Consider the following 17,998-nt stretch of genomic DNA (forward strand, 5'->3'; position numbering starts at 1 on the left):
TCACGCAGCGTCGCGGCCGGTGTCGGCTCGCGGCGACGGTGTGCTGTCCCCCAGCAGACCCTCGATCGCCGACCAGACGTCGCCCAGCCACTCCGGCTCGACCATCTGGCTGTGCCGGCACGCGATCTGGGCCTCCCGGACCGTTCCGGTCACATACGGCGCCCAGTCCCCGGGGGATCCGGCGCGCTCCGTCCGGTCCACCCCGGCGACGAGCACCATCACGTCACCGTCGAACCGTCCATAGCTGTGTTCGGCGGAGATTCTCTGATTGTTCAGGAAGAGACGCGCGAAGTTGATGCAGTCCTCATCCGACAGTCCACCGAGCGGACCGGTCATCCCGCGGACCCAGTCCCGCAACGCGAACAGTTCGGCGTCCGGGTCCGGCGGGGGCAGCTCCTCGAGGTCGGCGGGGGCGTCCTCCCCGCCGACCGGCCCGTAGTCGGCATCGGGCCGCGGCGGGTAGATGTCGAGCAGGATCAGCGCCGACACCTCTTCGCCGGCGTTCTGGAGCCGCACCGCGATCTCGTGCGCCACCCGCCCACCGGAGGACCAGCCCAGCAGCCGGTAGGGCCCGGCAGGCTGGACGGTGCGCAGCTGTTCGATGTAGTCCTCCGCCATCTCCGCCACCGAGGCCGCGAACGGGCTCGTGCCGTCCAGCCCGCGTGCCTGCAATGCGTACAGCGGGATGTCGCTCGGCACGAACCGGGCCATCGGCAGGTAGCACCAGCCGATGCCGCCCGCCGGGTGCACGCAGAAGATGGGTTGCTGGGAACCCTCCTCCCGGATCGGCATGAGCACACCGAGCACGTCCCGCAACGACGACAGGTCCGCGCGGCCGATGAGACCCTTCACGGTCGGCGCGGCGAAGATGTCCCGCACCGCAAACGACATGCCCCGTTCCTTCAGCCGCGCCACCGCCCGGACCGCCAGCAGCGAGTGCCCGCCGAGCGCGAAGAAGTCGTCCTCGTCGCCGACCGTCTCCAGACCGAGTACCTCGGCGAACACCTCACGGATGTGCTGTTCGAGCGCGGTGACCTGGATGTCGTCCTCCGTCGCGGCGGCCGCCGGGTCGGGTGCGGGCAGTGCCTTGCGGTCCAGCTTCCCGTTCGGCATCAACGGCAACGCGTCCAGCGCGACCACCGCCGAAGGCACCATGTACGCGGGCAGGCGCAGTGCGACGAACCCCCGCACCTGAGCGGTCAGGTCGTCGTCCTCGAGGGTGTCGCCGCCCCCGGACGGGACGACGTAGGCGACCAGCCGCCGGTCTCCCGGGCTGTCCTCACGGGCGATCACGGTGGCCTGCGCGACCCGGGGGTGCGTGGCGACGACCGCCTCCACCTCGCCGAGCTCGACCCGGAACCCGCGGATCTTCACCTGGTCGTCGGCGCGGCCCAGGAACGCGAGGTCGCCGTCGGCGCTCCAGCGCACCACGTCGCCGGTGCGGTACATCCGCTGCCCGCCGTCGCCGAACGGGCACGCCACGAACCGCTCCGCGGACAGCCCGGGACGGCCCAGGTAGCCGCGGGCGAGGCCGTCCCCGGCGATGTACAGCTCGCCGTGCACGCCGGGCGCCACGGGGACGAGCGCGTCGTCGAGGACGTACAGCTGGGTGTTGGCGACCGGGCCGCCGATGGACGTCAGGTCGGCGGTGGTCGCGTCGATGCGTTTCGCGGTGGACCAGACCGTGGTCTCGGTTGGCCCGTACAGGTTGGTCACCGACGGGGTCCGGTCCAGCAGGGTACGCGCCAGGTCCTCGGGCAGTGCCTCGGCGCCGACGTACACCCGCACCCGCGACCAGTCGACGTGGTCGTCGGCGTCCGCCACGAGGCCGCGCCACAGGCTCGGGGTGGCGTGCACGACCGTCGCGGCGCGGGTCCTGATCAGGTCCCGCAGCGCCCACGGGTCGAGCACCTGCTCCTGGGAGGCGAGGATCATCGGCACGCCGCACACGAGCGGCAGATAGAACTCCAGACCCGCCATGTCGCATCCGACGGTGCTGACGGCCAGCAGGCGGTCGCCGGTGCGGAACGCGAACCGCTCCCGCATCGACAGCAGGAAGTTGACGACGGCGCGGTGCCCGACGAGCACGCCCTTGGGCCGCCCGGTGGAGCCGGAGGTGTAGATGACCCAGATCGGGTGCTCGGGCAGCAGCGCGGCGCCGCGCTCGAGGCCGCCGCCCGGGAGCCCGGCCAGTTCCCCGGCGACGGCCGGGTCGTCGAGCAGGACGACGGGCACGATGTCGTGGCCGCCGACGCGGACCTCGAACTCCGCCAGCCGGTCCAGCAGGCTCCCGTCGCTGATCAGGCACACCGCGCCGGAGTCGGCGAGCACGAACGCGGTCCGGCCGGCCGGGTAGGCCGGGTCGATCGGCAGGTACGCGGCACCCGCCTTGAGCACCGCCAGCAACGCCACCACGAGCTCGACGTTGCGCTCCAGCACCACCGCGACCACGGACTCCGGCCGCACGCCGCGGCCGGTCAGCAGCCGGGCGAGGCGGTTGGCGCGCTCGTCGAGCTGCGCGAAGGTGACCTCGACGTCGCCGGCGATGATGGCGACCGCCTCCGGGGTGCGGGCGACCTGGGCCTCGAACAGGTCGACGACGGTCGCGTCGGGCACCCCTGCGGCGGTGTCGTTCCACGTGCCGAGGATCGTCGCCCGCTCGCCGTCGCCGAGCACCTCCACCTCGCTGAGGCGGAGCTGCGGATCGGCGCTCACCGCCTCCAGGACCCGCACCCAGCGCTCGGCGATGCGCCGCGCCGACGCCGGTTCGAACAGGTCGGTCGCGGCGACCAGGCCGCCGGACAGGCCGGCCGGTTTGCCCTCGGCGTCGTACAGCTCGCCGATGCTGAAGTCCAGGTCGAACTTCGCCGTCGCCGCGGCGTCCGGGGCCGGGCCCGCTTCGGTGCCCGGCGGGTCGTCGGCGGCCGTGGCGGGGTCCTGGAGCAGCAGCATCACCTGGAACAGCGGATGCCGCGCGAGCGAGCGGGCCGGCGCCAGCTCCTCCACGAGCCGTTCGAACGGCACGTCGGGGTGCTCGAACGCCGACAGCGCCGTTTCCCGGACCCGCGCCAGCAGTTCGGCGAAGGTCGGGTCGCCGGACAGGTCGGTGCGCATCACGAAGGTGTTGACGAAGTAGCCGACGAGGTCGTCGAGGGCTTCGTCGGTGCGCCCCGCGACCGCCGAACCGATCGGGATGTCCGTGCCCGCACCGAGTTTCGACAGCAGCGCCGCCAGCGCGGCCTGCAGCACCATGAACACGGTGACCCCCTGCTCGCGGGCCACCGCCAGCAGCCGCGCGTGCACGGACGCGGGGACGTCGATGCCCGTGCGGGTTCCGCTGTGGCCGATCACCGCCGGCCGCGGCCGGTCGAACGGCAGGCTCAGCTCCTCCGGCAGCCCGGCGAGGGCCTGCCGCCAGTGGGCGACCTGCTGGGAGATGAGGCTGTCGGGGTCCTGGTCGTCGCCGAGCAGCTGCCGTTGCCACAGCGCGTAGTCCGCGTACTGCACGGGCAGCGGCTGCCACACCGGCGCGTGGCCCGCCCGCCGGGCCTCGTAGGCCGTGGTGACGTCGTCGCCGAGCGGCGCCCACGACCAGCCGTCGCTGGCGATGTGATGCGCCACGACGACGAGCACGTTGGCGTCGGGGCCGGCGGTGAACAGCCACGCCCGGATGGGGGCCTCCGTCGCCAGGTCGAACACGTGCTGCCGGGCCTGCGCCACGGCGGCGGGCAGGTCGTCCTCGGAGACCTCGACCACCTGCAGTTGCCAGTCCAGCTCGTCGATTTCGAGGATTCGCTGGTACGGCTCACCGTCGGCGGGTGGGAAAACGGTGCGCAGCACCTCGTGCCGGTTGAGCACGTCGCGCAGCGCCGCCGCGAGCGCGGCCCGGTCCACGGGTCCCGGCATACCCACCGCGACCGGGATGTTGTAGGTCGGGCTCGGCCCTTCCAGCTGGTCGATGATCCACAGCCGGCGCTGCCCGTAGGACAGCGGGATCCGTTCGGGACGCTCCTGCGGCGTCAGCGGGGCCCGCGCCGCACCGGCCGCCGACAGCCGCCCCGCCAGCCCGGCCGGCGTCGGCGCCTCGAACAGGGTGCGGATGTCGACCTCGGTCCCGAGCAGCGTCCGGATCCGGCTGACCAGGCGGACCGCGAGGAGCGAGTGCCCGCCGAGGTCGAAGAAGTCGTCATCGACGCCGACCGATTCCAGGCCGAGGACCTGTGCGAACGCCTGGCACAGGAGCTCCTCGCGGACGTTGGCCGGGCCGCGCCCGGAGCCGGCGGTGCTGGAGAACTCGGGTGCGGGCAGGGCCCGGCGGTCCAGCTTCCCGTTGCCGGTCAGCGGCAGCCGGTCGAGCATCACCACGGCCGCCGGGACGAGGTGGTCGGGCAGCCGGCCGGCGGCGAACTGCCGCAGGGTGGCGGGCAGCGCCGGGTCCTGCCGGTCGTCCTCGTCGCCCGGCACGACGTACGCGACCAGGCGCCGTTCGCCGGCCGTGTCCTCGCGGGCGATGACGGCGGCCCGGGCCACCTGCGGGTGCGTGGTCAGCACCGCCTCGATCTCGCCCGGTTCGATCCGGTACCCGCGGATCTTCACCTGTTCGTCGGCGCGGCCCAGGTACACCAGGTGCCCGTCGGGGTTCCAGCGCACGACGTCCCCGGTGCGGTAGAGCCGTTCGCCGCCGCCGAAGGGATCGGCCACGAACCGGCCCGCCGTCAGCCCGGCCCGCCCGACATAGCCACGGGCCAGTTGTGCACCCGCGACGTACAGCTCGCCGGCGACGCCGGCCGGTACCGGTGCGAGGCTGTCGTCGAGCACGTAGACCCGGGTGTTGGCCACGGGCCGGCCGATCGGCACCGTCGCGTGCCGCACGGCCTGCGCGTCCAGCCGGGCCGTGAGCACCCCGATCGTGGTTTCGGTCGGCCCGTAGTGGTTGAAGACGTCCCGGTCCTCATCGGTTAGCAGCTCCCGCACCAGTTCCGCCGGGGCCGCCTCGCCGCCGAGCACCACGGCGCGGCCGGGCAGCACGCCGGGGAGGCCGGCCGGGCCGGCGCCCAGTGCGGCCAGGTGCGAGGGCACCACCTTCATCGCGTCGACGCGGTGCGCGGCAAGGAACGCGGCCATGCCCACGGGGTCGGTGACCACCGCTTCTGGCGCCACCACCAGGGTTCCGCCCGTTGCGAGGGCCCCGAACACCACCGTGTTGCCGAGGTCGGTGACCTGACCCTGCAGCACCCCGAAGCGTCCCGGCCCGGCCAGCCCGACCCGCGGCGGCACCGCGGCGACGTAGTTGGCGAGGGCGCCGTGCGTCACGCCCGCGCCCTTCGGTGTCCCGGTCGAGCCGGACGTGTAGATGACGTATGCCAGCTGCCCCGGCAGCGCTTGCGTGTCCACGGGGTCGCCGGATGTCGTCGACAGCCGGGCGAGGACCCGCGGGTCGTCCAGCGCGACCGTGCGCACCCGGCCCGCCGGCAGCTCGTCCAGGAGGTCCTCGGTGCCGACGAGCACGGCGGCGCGCGCGTCGGTGAGCATGAACGAGATCCGTTCGGCCGGGTGGGCGGGGTCCAGCGGCAGGTACGCGCCGCCGGCCTTCCACACGGCGAGGAGCGCGACAATCATGTCCTGGCCCCGCGGCAGGCACAGGCCCACCACCGATTCGGTGCCCACCCCCAGCCCGGTCAGGAACCGGGCGAGGCGGTTCGCCCGGGCTTCGAGGTCCCGGTAGGTGACGTCGGTTCCGTCGCACACCAGCGCGACCGCGTCGGGGGTCCGCGCCGCCTGCCCGGCGATCATCGCGGGTACCGCCAGGTCCGGCAGCGGCGTGTGCGTGTCGTTCCACTCCACCAGGACCCGGTGCCGTTCCTCGGCGCTGAGCGCGTCGACCGCGGACACCGGCAGGTCCGGGTCGGCGGTGACCGCCGCCAGGACCCGCGTCCACCGCTCGGCGATCACCGCGACAGTCTCGGGGTCGAACAGGTCCACCGACCCGCTCAGCCCGCCCAGGATCCCGGCCGGGGTGCCCTCCGCGTCGAAGACCTCACTGACGATCACGTCGATGTCGAACTTGACCGCCGACAGCACCGGCGCCGCGGCCGGTGCCGCCGTCTCCGCCGTCGCCGACGGCACGGACACCTCGCCGGCGCCCACCCCCGGCAGGTCCAGGACCGCGGCCGCGTTGTTCTGCATGGTGAGGAGCACCTGGAACAGCGGGTGCCGGGCCAGCGAGCGGGACGGTGCCAGTTCCTCGACCAGGCGCTCGAACGGCACGTCCTGATGCTCGAACCCGGTCAGGCTCGTCTCCCGTACCCGCGCCAGCAACGCCGCGAACGTCGGATCACCCGACACGTCGGTGCGGATGACCAGGGTGTTGACGAACGATCCGACGAGGTCGTCGAGTGCCTCGTCGGTGCGCCCGGCGATCGCCGAGCCGATCGGGATGTCCGTGCCGGCACCGAGTTTCGAGACCATCACCGCCAGCGCGGCCTGCAGCAGCATGAAGACCGTCACGCCCTGCTCGCGGGCGACGTCGCGGACCCGGGCGTGGACGTCGGCCGGGACCTGCACCGGCATGGTGTGCCCGAGATGGCGGGCCACCGCGGGGCGGGGCCGGTCCACCGGCAGCGCCAGTTCCTCCGGCGCACCGGCGAGTGCCTGCCGCCAGTAGGCGACCTGCCGGGAGATCAGGCTGTCCGGGTCCCGGTCGTCGCCGAGCAGGTCGCGCTGCCACAACGTGTAGTCCGCGTACTGCACCGGCAGCGGCTGCCACACCGGCGCCCGGCCCTGGAGGCGGGCCGCGTACGCCGTGGAGAGGTCCTCGGCGAGCGGCTTGGTCGACCAGCCGTCGCTGGCGATGTGATGCACCACCACGACCAGGACCCGCTCGTCCTCGCCGGTCACCGTGAACAGCCACGACCGGATCGGGACCTCGGCCGCCAGGTCGAACGCGTACTCGGCGGCCGCCGCGACCCGCGTGCGCAGCTCCGCCGGGGTCACCTCGGCCGTCTGCAGCTGCCAGTCCAGGTCGTCGACGTCGAGGATCCGCTGGAACGGTTGCCCGTCGTCGGTGGCGAAGACCGTGCGCAGCACCTCGTGCCGGCCGATCACGTCCCGCCAGGCCGCGCCGAGCGCGGCGTGGTCGACGTCGCCGGAGAGCCTCAGGACCACCGGCCGGTTGTAGGTCGCGCTGGGCCCTTCCAACTGGCCGATGAACCACAGCCGCTGCTGCGTGAACGACAACGGCAGCCGCGCCGGGCGCACCGACGGCACCAGCGGGGCCCGTGCCGCGCCGGCGCCCGCGATCCGCCGCGCCAGCCCGGCCGGGGTCGGCGCCTCGAACAGGCTCCGCAGCGACACCTCGACGCCGAGCGTGGTCCGGACCCGGCTGACCAGCCGGACCGCCAGCAGCGAATGCCCGCCGAGGGTGAAGAAGTCGTCGTCGACCCCGACGGTGCCGAGCCCGAGGACCTCGGCGAACGCCAGGCACAGCAGCTCCTCGCGGGCGTTCGCGGGTGCGCGCCCGGACCCGGCGAGGGACGCGAAGTCCGGCGCCGGCAGTGCTCTGCGGTCCAGTTTCCCGTTCACCGACAGTGGCAGCTCATCGAGGACCACGACGGCCGACGGCACCATGTACTCCGGCAGCCGTGTCCCGGCGAACTCCCGCAGCGCCGCACCGTCGGCGGTCCCGACCACGTACGCGACGAGGCGCTTGTCCCCGGCCGTGTCCTCGCGCGCGATCACCGCGGCCCGGGCGACCTGCGGATGCGCGGCGAGCACCGCCTCGACCTCGCCGGGCTCGATCCGGATCCCGCGGAGCTTCACCTGCTCGTCGGCCCGGCCCAGATACACCAGGTCGCCGCCGACGTCGCGGCGCACCACGTCCCCGGTCCGGTACAGCCGCCCACCACCGGCGGTGTCGAACGGGTCTGCTACGAACCGTTCCGCGGTCAGCCCGGCCCGCCGCACGTAGCCGCGGGCCAGCTGGGCGCCGGCCACGTACAGTTCTCCGGCGACCCCGACCGGCACCGGTGCGAGCCGCTCATCCAGCACGAACGCCCGGGTGTTGGACACGGACCGGCCGATCGGGACGACCCCGGCGCCGTCGGCCGGCACCTCACCCGCGGTCTCGGTCGGCGCTTCGGCCGGGCCGTAGAGGTTGTACAACGCGACGCCGGGCAGCACGTCGAAGCACCGGTCCCGCACCGCCGGGCCGAGCGCCTCACCGGAACACACCATCCGCCGCAACCCGACACACCCGGCGGCCTCCGGGACCGCCAGGAACGCCGCCAGCATCGACGGCACGAAGTGGACGGTGTCGATGCGCCGATCGCGGATCAGCTCGGCCACATAGCCGGGATCGCGGTGGCCGCCGGGCCGGGCCAGCACCGTCACGGCGCCCTGGATCAGCGGCAGGAACAGCTCCCACACCGACACGTCGAACCCGAACGGCGTCTTGTGCAGCACGCGGTCCCCGGGCGTCAGCGCGAACCGGGTCCGCATCCACGCCAGCCGGTTCACGATCCCGGCGTGCGGCACCACCACGCCCTTCGGCACGCCGGTCGACCCAGACGTGTACATCACGTACGCCGGGTGTCCGGGCAGCACCGGCACCGCCGGGTCCTCATCGGACAGTCCCTCGGCGGCGGATGCTTCGGCGACGTCCACGGCGAGCACTCCGGACGCAGGCAGCACCCCGCCGGACCGGGTGTCGGTGAGCACGCACACCGCCGCGGCGTCGGCCAGCATGAACGAGATCCGTTCGGCGGGCAGGTCCGGGTCGACCGGCAGGTACGCGGCGCCGGCCTTCATCACGCCGAGCAGCGCGACCACCATGTCGACGCCGCGTTCCAGGCAGACGGCCACCACCGACTCGGGCCCGACGCCGTGTCCTGTCAGGTAGCGGGCCAGCCGGTTGGACCGGGTGTCGAGGTCCCGGTAGGACACCGTCTCGTCCTCGGACTCGACCGCCGTCGCGTCCGGCGTCCGCGCCGCCTGCGCCGTGAACAGCCCCGGCAGCGTCCCGGCCGGCACGTCGGCCGTCGTGTCGTTCCACTGCGTCAGCACCCGGTCGAGCTCCGCGGCGTCCAGCACGCCGACGCGGGACAGCGGCGTCTGCGTGTCGTCCTCCAGGGTCTGCTCCAGGGCCGCGACGAGGTCGCCGACCGCGGTGTGCAGCATCCCGGCGACGGCCCGCGGGTCGATCGGGGCGACGGCGGCCACGGTCAGCCCGAGGCTGTCGCCGTTGTCGTCGACCGACACCGACAGCGGATAGTTGGTCCGTTCCCGGGAGTACACGGGCCGGACCCCGGTGAACCCGTCGGCGTCGCGCTCGGCGTTGCCCGCGGCGGGGCTTTCCGGGCCGCTCGCGGCGTTGCGCTCGGCGGGGTTTTCCGGGCCGGGTGTGGCGTTGTGCCGGTAGTTGAACAGGGTGGTGAACAGTGGCGTGTCGGCCGGCACGGCGCTGGCTCGTTGTGCCAGGGCGAGGGGTGCGTGCTCGTGCTCCAGGAGTTCGGCCAGTTGGTTCCGCATCGACCTGACCGCGTCCAGCACGGCGAGGTCGGCGGTGCGGACCCGCACCGGCAGGGTGTTCATGTACAGCCCCGGCACCCGGTCGGCGCCGGCGCCGGCGTTCATCCGCCCGAACAGCACGGTCCCGAACACCACGTCGTCGCGGCCCGACACGACCGCCAGGACCCGTGACCACGCCACGTGCAGCACCGTCGCCGGGCTCGTGCCCAGATCGCGGGCCACCGCCCGCAACCGCACCGCCAGTTGCGGGTCCACGGGCACGCCGATCCGCACCGCCCCGGAGCCGTCCCCGCGCACGTCGGTCACCCCGAACGCGGCGGTCGGCTCCGTCACCCCGGCCAGCAGTCCCTGGAAGAACTCCTCGTGCGCGCCGCTTTCCAGCCCGGCCCGCGCCTGCGCCACGAAGTCCCGGAACGGCAGCGGCTCCGGCAGGCTGTCCACCCGGCCGGCGAGGACCGCTTCGATCTCGGCCAGCACGACCTCGAGCGCGGTGTGGTCCTGGACCAGGTGGTGGGCCCGGATCAGCCCCAGCCAGCGGCCGTCGGCCGCCTCGGCCACGTGCACGTCGAGCAGTGGCGCCCGCCCGAGGTCCATCGACAGCCCCACCGCCGACGCCAGTTCCTCCGCCGGGTCCGCGGCGTCGGCGGCGACCCGCACCCCGGTCACCGACAGGGTCGCGGACCGCCACACCACCTGCACCGGTTCCCGCAGCCCGGCCCACGCCACCGACGTCCGGAACACGTCGTGCCGGTCGATCACCTGCTGCAGCGCCGCGACGAACCCGTCGAGTCGGGTCCGGTCGTCGAACTCCAGCACGAACGGCGTCACGTACGCGTCCTCGCCACCGTCGGCCAGCAGGTGGTGGAAGAGGATGCCTTCCTGCAACGGCGCCAGGGGATAGACGTCCGCGACGTTGGCGGCGCCGCCCGGTACCCCGGCCACCACGGTCTGGAGCTCGGCTTCGGTCAGGTCGACCAGCGGCAGCATGTCGGGTGTGATCGCCTGCGCGCCGGCGGGGATGCGGTTCGCCGGCACCTGCACGGTCACGGCACCGGCCGCGGCGGCCAGCCCGGCCGGCGTCGGCGACAGGAACAGCGCCCGCACGGACACCGGCACGCCCCGCACCCGCAGCCATTCGACGAGGCGTACCGCCAGCAGGGAGTGGCCGCCGAGGGCGAAGAAGTCGTCGTCGACCCCGACGGACTCCAGCCGGAGCACCTCGCCGAATCCTTGGCACAGCAGTTCCTCGCGCACGTTCGCCGGGCCGCGCCCGGTTCCCGCGGCGGCCGCGAAGTCCGGCGCCGGTAGCGCCCTGCGGTCCAGCTTGCCGTTCACCGACAGCGGCAGCGCCTCGAGGACGACGACAGCCGCGGGCACCATGTATTCGGGGAGCCGTTCGGCCACCAGCCGGCGCAGCGTGGCAGGCAGCCCGTCGTCGGCGCCGGTCCCACCGGCCGGCACGACGTACCCCACGAGGCGCTTCTCCGCGAAAGTGTCCTCGCGTGCGATGACGGCGGCCTGCGCGACCTGCGGATGCGCGGTCAGCACGGCCTCGATCTCGCCCGGCTCGATCCGGAACCCGCGGATCTTCACCTGCTCGTCGGCGCGGCCCAGGTACACCAGGTCCCCGCCGGTGGTCCACCGCACCACGTCCCCGGTCCGGTACAGCCGTCCACCGTCACCGAACGGGTCCGCCACGAACCGTTCCGCGCTCAGACCCGGCCGGTTGCGGTAGCCGCGGGCGATGCCGGAACCCGCCAGGTACAACTCCCCCGCCACCCCCGGCGGCACCACCCGCAGCCGGTCGTCCAGCACGTACACCCGGGCCCCGCCGATGGGACGGCCGATCGGCGGCACGGGACGGTCGACGCCGTCGTCGAACCATGCGGTGGCGTACACCGTCGCCTCGGTCGGGCCGTAGATGTTCGCCACGGCCGCGCCGGGCACGCCGTCGCGGATCGTGCTCAGCACCGGCGCCGACAGGCCCTCGCCCGCCAGCACCACCATGTCCGCGGACGCCGAACCCAGCACCGGCACCAACGCCGACGGCACCGCACTGACCAGCGACACGTCATCCACCACGCCGTCCGCCAGCGCCAGCAGATCCTCCACGATCCGGACCGACCCACCACAGCACAACGGACCGAACAGCTCGAACACCGACACGTCGAAACTCAACGACGTCGCACCCAGCACCCGATCGAACAGCCCACCGCCGAACCGTTCACCGGCCCACTGGACCAGCGCCGCCACCGACCGCTGCTCGACCACCACACCCTTCGGGATGCCGGTCGACCCCGACGTGTACATCACATACGCCGCGCACCCCGGCCCCACCACGGCCAGCGCCGCACCGGCATCGCCTCCCAACCCCGGATCGTCCAACTCCACCACCGGAACCCCACCAACCGTGTCCCCACCCAGCAACCCCGACACCGTCACCACACACACCGGCGCCGCATCAGCCAACATGAACCCAACCCGCTCCACCGGATACGCCGGATCCACCGGCAAATACGCACCACCCGCCTTCCACACCCCCAACACCGCCACCACCAGATCCACACCCCGCGGCAAACACAACCCCACCACCGACTCCGGCCCAACCCCCAACCCGGACAGGCATCCAGCCAACCGAGACGACCGCGCATCCAACTCCGCATACGACACCACCACGCCACCGCACACCACCGCGGGCGCATCCGGCGTACGCCTTACCTGCGCCGCGAACAACTCCGGCACCGTAGCGGCCGGCGCCACGAACCCGGTGTCGTTCCACTCCACCAGGACCCGGGCCCGTTCGTCGTCGTCGAGGGCACTCACCTCGGACAGCCGCAGACCCGGGTCCGTGACGAGTCCTGTGAGGACTCTCGCGAGCCGCTCGGCGATCATTTCGACGGTTTCCGCATCGAACAGCGCGGCTGCGCCGGTGACCACGCCGAGCAGTCCCGCCGGGGCGCCATCGGCGCGGAACGTCTCGTTGAGGGTCACGTCGATGTCGAACTTCGCCACCGACGCACGCACTTCCGCCGCGTCATCCGCTTGCGGGTCTGGCGGGGCAACGGCCGGGCCGGCGTTCTCGACGGTGAGCATCACCTGGAACAGCGGTTGCCGCGACAGTGAACGGGTCGGGGCGAGCTTCTCCACCAGCCGTTCGAACGGCACGTCCTGGTTCTCGAGGGCACGCCATCCCGTTTCCCGGATCTGGGCGAGCGCCTGCGCGAAGGTCGGGTCGCCGGACAGGTCGGTCCGGATCACCAGTGTGTTCACGAAGAAGCCGACGAGGTCGTTCAGCGCGTCGTCGGTACGCCCGGCGACCGCGACGCCGATCGGGATGTCGGTGCCGGCGCCGAGTTTCGACAACAGCACCGCCATCGCGGTCTGCAGCAGCATGAACACGGTGACGTCGTGTTCGCGTGCTACCTCGGTCAGGCGCGCGTGCACGTCGGCTGGGACGCGCACGGCGGCGCTGTGCCCGACGTGGTCGGCGACGACGGGCCTGGGCCGGTCGAAGGGGAGCGCGAGCTCGTCCGGTGCGCCCGCGAGCGCATCCCGCCAGTACGCGACCTGCTTGGAGATCACGCTGGCCGGGTCGTCCTCGCTGCCCAGCAGTTCCTGTTGCCACAGCGCGTAGTCCGCGTACTGGACCGGCAACGGCGCCCATCGGGGGGCGTGACCGGCGAGCCGGGCCTCGTACGCCGTGGTGACGTCCCTGATCAGCGGCTCGCTCGACCAGCCGTCGCTGGCGATGTGGTGCACGATCAGCACCAGGATCTGTTCGCCCGGCCCGGCCTCGAACAGCCACGCCCGGATCGGCGCCTCTGCCGCGAGGTCGAACACGTGCCCCAACGCCTCGTCGATCGCGGCGGGCAGTTCCGCAGCGGTGACCGCGCGCACCTGAAGCTCCCAGTTCAGGCCGTCCAGGTCGAGGACGTTCTGGAACGGTTCGCCGCCGACGACCGGGTAGACGGTGCGCAGAATCTCGTGCCGGCCGATCACGTCGCGCAGCGCCGCGCCCAGCGCGATGGCGTCGACCTGACCGGGCAGCGGCATCACCGTCGGGATGTTGTAGGTCGTGCTCGGGCCTTCCAGCTGGCCGATGAACCACAGGCGGCGCTGCGCGTAGGACAGGGGGTACATCAGGACTCCTCCGTGTTTCGCATCGGCCGCAGCGCCGGCCGGGCTGGCTTCTTGTCCTCGATCTTCGCGGCGAGCCGGGCGACGGTCGGTTCGTTCAGGAGCAGTCGCAGCGGCACCTCCACTTCCAGCAGGGACCGGATGCGGCTGGTCAGCCGTACCGCGAGCAGTGAGTTGCCGCCGAGTTCGAAGAAGTCGTCGTCGACCCCGATGTGGTCGATCCCGAGGATCTCGGCGAAGGCTTGGCAGAGTGCTTCTTCGCGGGCGTTGGCCGGGGCGCGTCCCGTGCCCGCGGCCGCGGCGAGCTCCGGTGTGGGCAGCGCCCGGCGGTCCAGCTTGCCGTTGGCCGTCAACGGCAACGCTTCGAGGACCACGACCGCTGCCGGGACCATGTAGTCCGGCAACCGCGACCCGACGAACTGCCGCAACACACCCGACAACCCCGACACATCCGGATCGTCTTCGTCATCCTCCGCGACGACGTAGGCGACGAGGCGCTTGTCGCCCGGGACATCCTCGCGGGCTATGACGACGGCTTGCCCGACCTGTGGGTGAGCGGCGAGGACGGCCTCGATCTCGCCGGGTTCGATCCGGAACCCGCGAACCTTGACCTGCTCATCTGCGCGGCCCAGGTAGACCAGGTCCCCGTCGGCAGTCCACCGTGCCACATCCCCGGTCCGGTACAACCGGCCACCCGCACCGAACGGGTCCGCGACGAACCGGCCCGCGGTCAGCCCGGTCCGGCCCGCGTACCCGCGCGCCAACCCGGCCCCGGCGACATACAACTCGCCGGCGACACCTTGCGGGACCGGCACGAGCCGGTCATCCAGCACGTACAGCCTGGTGTTCACGATCGGGCCGCCGATGGTCGGCGTGTCACCGACCGTCAAAGGCTGCGACATTGACGCACAGACCGTTGTCTCTGTCGGCCCGTACGCGTTGACGAACCGGCGTCCCGGCGCCCACCTGTCGACCAGTTCCGCGCTCAACGCCTCACCAGCGGACACCAGGGTTGTGACCGATGCCAGGTCCTCCTGGGCGAGGACCGCCAGCACCGCGGGCGGCAACGTCGCGTGTGTCACCCCGAACTGAGTCAGTACCCTCGTCAGGCCAGCACCCGGCAGCAGTTCATCCGCCGCGGCCACGACCAGGCAGGCACCCGAGCACAACGACACGAACATCTCAGCGGTCGCCGCATCGAAGCCGACCGACGCGAACTGCAACACCCGACTGTCGCCGCTCAGGTTGAACCGCTCCGCCTGTGCCGCCACCAGACTGCCCAGCCCGGCATGCGTGACCACGACACCCTTCGGCGTCCCCGTCGAACCCGACGTGTAGATCACATACGCCGGCTGCTGCGGCAACACCACGACGTCCAGCGGCTCACCCTGTTGAGCCGCGACCGCCGCGGCCACCCGCCGATCGTCCAACGCTACGGAGCGCACCCGACCGGCGGGAAGCTCGTCAAGGACGTCTTCCAGTCCCAGTACCACAGCGGCGCGCGCGTCCGCGAGCATGAACCCGGCGCGCTCGACCGGAAGCCCGGGATCGATCGGCAGGTAGGCACCGCCCGCCTTCACCACCGCCAGCAGCGCCACGATCAGATCGACGCCTCGGGGCAGGCTGACGCCCACCACCGACTCGGCGCCCACTCCAAGGTTCGTCAGGTACCGGGCCAGCTGGTTCGCCCGCGCCTCCAGCTCCGCGAACGACACCTCGATCCCGTCACCGACCACCGCCGCCGCGTCGGGTGTCCGCGCCGCCTGCGCCGCGAACAACCCTGGCAGCGTCTCGGCAGGCACCTCAACCGCCGTGTCGTTCCACTCCACCAGCACGCGGTCGAGGTCGGCCGCGTCCAGCACCGGCACGCTCGACAGCGGCGCCCGCGGCCCGCCCTCGAGTCCTTCTTCGAGCCCGGTCACCAGTCCCTCGACCACCGTGAAGATCATGCCGACCACCGCGCCGGGGTCGATCGGCGTCACCGCGTCGACGAGCACGCCGAATCCGGCGCCGTCGTCGTCGACCGACACGGTCAGCGGATAGTTCGTTCGCTCCCGTACGAACACCTGCTGCACGCTGGTCGTTGTCTCGTCGGCGGCGGTGTCGCTGTCCTGTGGCCGGTCGAGGGTGTTGTGCCGGTAGTTGAACAGCGAGTTGAACAGCGCCGCGTTCGCCGGTAGGCCGTTCGCGCGCTGGGCGAGGGCGAGGGGGGTGTGTTCGTGCTCGAGCAGCCCGGCCAGTTGGCTCCGCATCGCGGTGACGGCGGCCATGACGTCGAGGTCGCCGGTGCGCATCCGCACCGGGAGTGTGTTGATGAACAGCCCGGGTACCCGGTCGGCGCCGGCGCCGGCGTTCATCCGCCCGAACAGCAGCGTCCCGAACACGACGTCCTCGCGGGCCGCGACGACGGCGAGGACCCGCGACCACACCACGTGCATCACCGTCGCCGGGCTGACCCCCAGCCGCCGGGACACCTCCCGCAGCCGTGTGCCCAGGTCGGCGCCCATGTGCCCGGATGCGGTGGTCACCCCCGAGCCGTCGCCGCGGACCGTGGTGACTCCGTACGCCGCGGTCGGCTCGTCGACGCCGGCCAGCAGCTCGCGGAAGAACTGCTCGTTCCCTTCGGCGCTGACCCTGGATCTGGCCTGGGCGACGAAGTTTCGGAACGGCAGCGGCGCGGTCAGCTCGTCGGTGCGCCCGGCCAGGACCGCCCGCACCTCGTTGTACACGACCTCCACCGCGGTGTGGTCCTGCACCAGGTGGTGGATCCGCACCAGGGCCAGCCATCGACCGCCGGGCAGCTCCGCCGCGTGGACGTCGATCAGCGGGGCGCGGCCCAGGTCCATCGACAGGCCCACCGCCGACATCAGCGCGGCCGCCGGGTCTGGGGCGTCGGCGGCGAGGCGGACCTCGGTGACCGGCAGGATCGCCGACCGCCACACCACCTGCACCGGTTCCCGCAGTCCCGACCACACCACGGAGGTGCGGAAGATGTCGTGGCGGTCGATCACCTGCTGCAGCGCGGCGACGAACTGGTCGAGTCCGTCGCGGTCGGGCAGTTCGAACGCGCGCGGTACGGCGTACACGTCGTCGCCGCCGTCGGCGAGCAGGTGGTGGAACAGCATGCCCTCCTGCAGCGGCGCGAGGGGGTAGATGTCCGCGACGTTGGCCGCACCGCCCTGGATCTGGCTGACCACTGCCTGGATCTCGGCCTCGGTGAGGTCCACCAGGGGCAGCATGTCCGGGGTGATGGCTTGTGCGTTGGCGGGGATCAGGTTCGCCGGGACGTCGACGGTGACCGCTCCTGCAGCGGCGGCGAGCCCGGCGGGTGTGGGAGCGTCGAAGAGCCTGCGCACCGACACCGACATCCCACGTACCCGCAGCCACTCCACCAGCCGCACGGCCAGCAACGAGTGCCCGCCGAGCGCGAAGAAGTCGTCATCGACACCGACGGCGTCGAGGCCGAGGAGCTCGGCGAAGGCCTGGCAGAGCAACTCCTCGCGGACGTTCGCCGGGCCACGACCGGTCCCAGCATTCGCCGCGAAGTCCGGCGCCGGCAACGCTTTGCGGTCCAGCTTCCCGTTCACGGTCAGTGGCAGCGCAGTGAGCACCACGGTTGCGGCGGGCACCATGTACTCCGGCAACCGGTCTGCGGCGAACCCACGCAGCACCGCGGGCAGGTCGTTGCCGTCGCCATCAGCCGGAACCACATAGGCGACGAGGCGCTTGTCGCCGGCGGTGTCCTCACGAGCAATGACGGCGGCCTGGGCAACCTGCGGGTGGGTAGCGATGACCGCCTCGATCTCGCCGGGCTCGATCCGGAATCCACGGATCTTCACCTGCTCATCCGCCCGACCCAGATACACCAGATCGCCGTCGCCGGACCAGCGGACCACGTCACCGGTCCGGTACAACCGTGCCCCGTTGTCGAACGGGTCCGCGACGAACCGCTCCCCCGTCAGGCCGGGACGGCTGACGTAGCCCCGCGCAAGTTGCACCCCGGCCAGATACAACTCGCCGGCGACCCCGACGGGGACGGGCGCCAACCGGTCGTCCAGGACGTAGACGCGGGTGTTGAACACCGGACGACCGATCGGCACCGGCCCCTCAGTTGGGACCGCGCACTCGGTCACGTCGACCGACGCTTCGGTCGGGCCGTACAGGTTGAACAACCCCACGCCCGGCAGGACCTCGAAGAACCGATCCCGGACCGCCGCACCCAACGCCTCACCAGAACACACCACCCGCCTGAGACCACCACACTCAGCCGCCTGCGGAACCGCCAGGAACGCCTCCAACATCGACGGCACAAAATGCACCATGTCGACGTGCTGGT

The 17,998-nt window shown here is 72.4% G+C and carries 2 protein-coding genes (1 of these 2 cut by a window edge); both read right to left on the reverse strand.

Going from position 1 to position 17,998, the window contains the following annotated elements; translation table 11 throughout:
• Window positions 1–13,665, reverse strand: coding sequence for an amino acid adenylation domain-containing protein (locus AB0K00_RS37970; protein ID WP_363531059.1), 13,665 nt, complete (start codon window positions 13,663–13,665; stop codon window positions 1–3).
• Window positions 13,665–17,998, reverse strand: partial view of a non-ribosomal peptide synthase/polyketide synthase gene (locus tag AB0K00_RS37975; RefSeq protein WP_363531061.1) — the final stretch only. It continues 27,508 nt past the right edge of the window; only the last 4,334 of its 31,842 coding nucleotides appear in the window; its start codon lies off the right edge, out of view; it ends in the stop codon at window positions 13,665–13,667. The genes AB0K00_RS37970 and AB0K00_RS37975 overlap by 1 nt, the downstream gene beginning before the upstream one ends.

It is taken from the genome of Dactylosporangium sp. NPDC049525, assembly GCF_040676755.1.
In the GTDB taxonomy this organism is placed as follows: domain Bacteria; phylum Actinomycetota; class Actinomycetes; order Mycobacteriales; family Micromonosporaceae; genus Dactylosporangium.

Excerpts from the sequence above, each read along its gene's own strand:
- AB0K00_RS37970 (WP_363531059.1), bottom strand. The coding sequence starts at position 13,665 with ATGTACCCCCTGTCCTACGCGCAGCGCCGCCTGTGGTTCATCGGCCAG.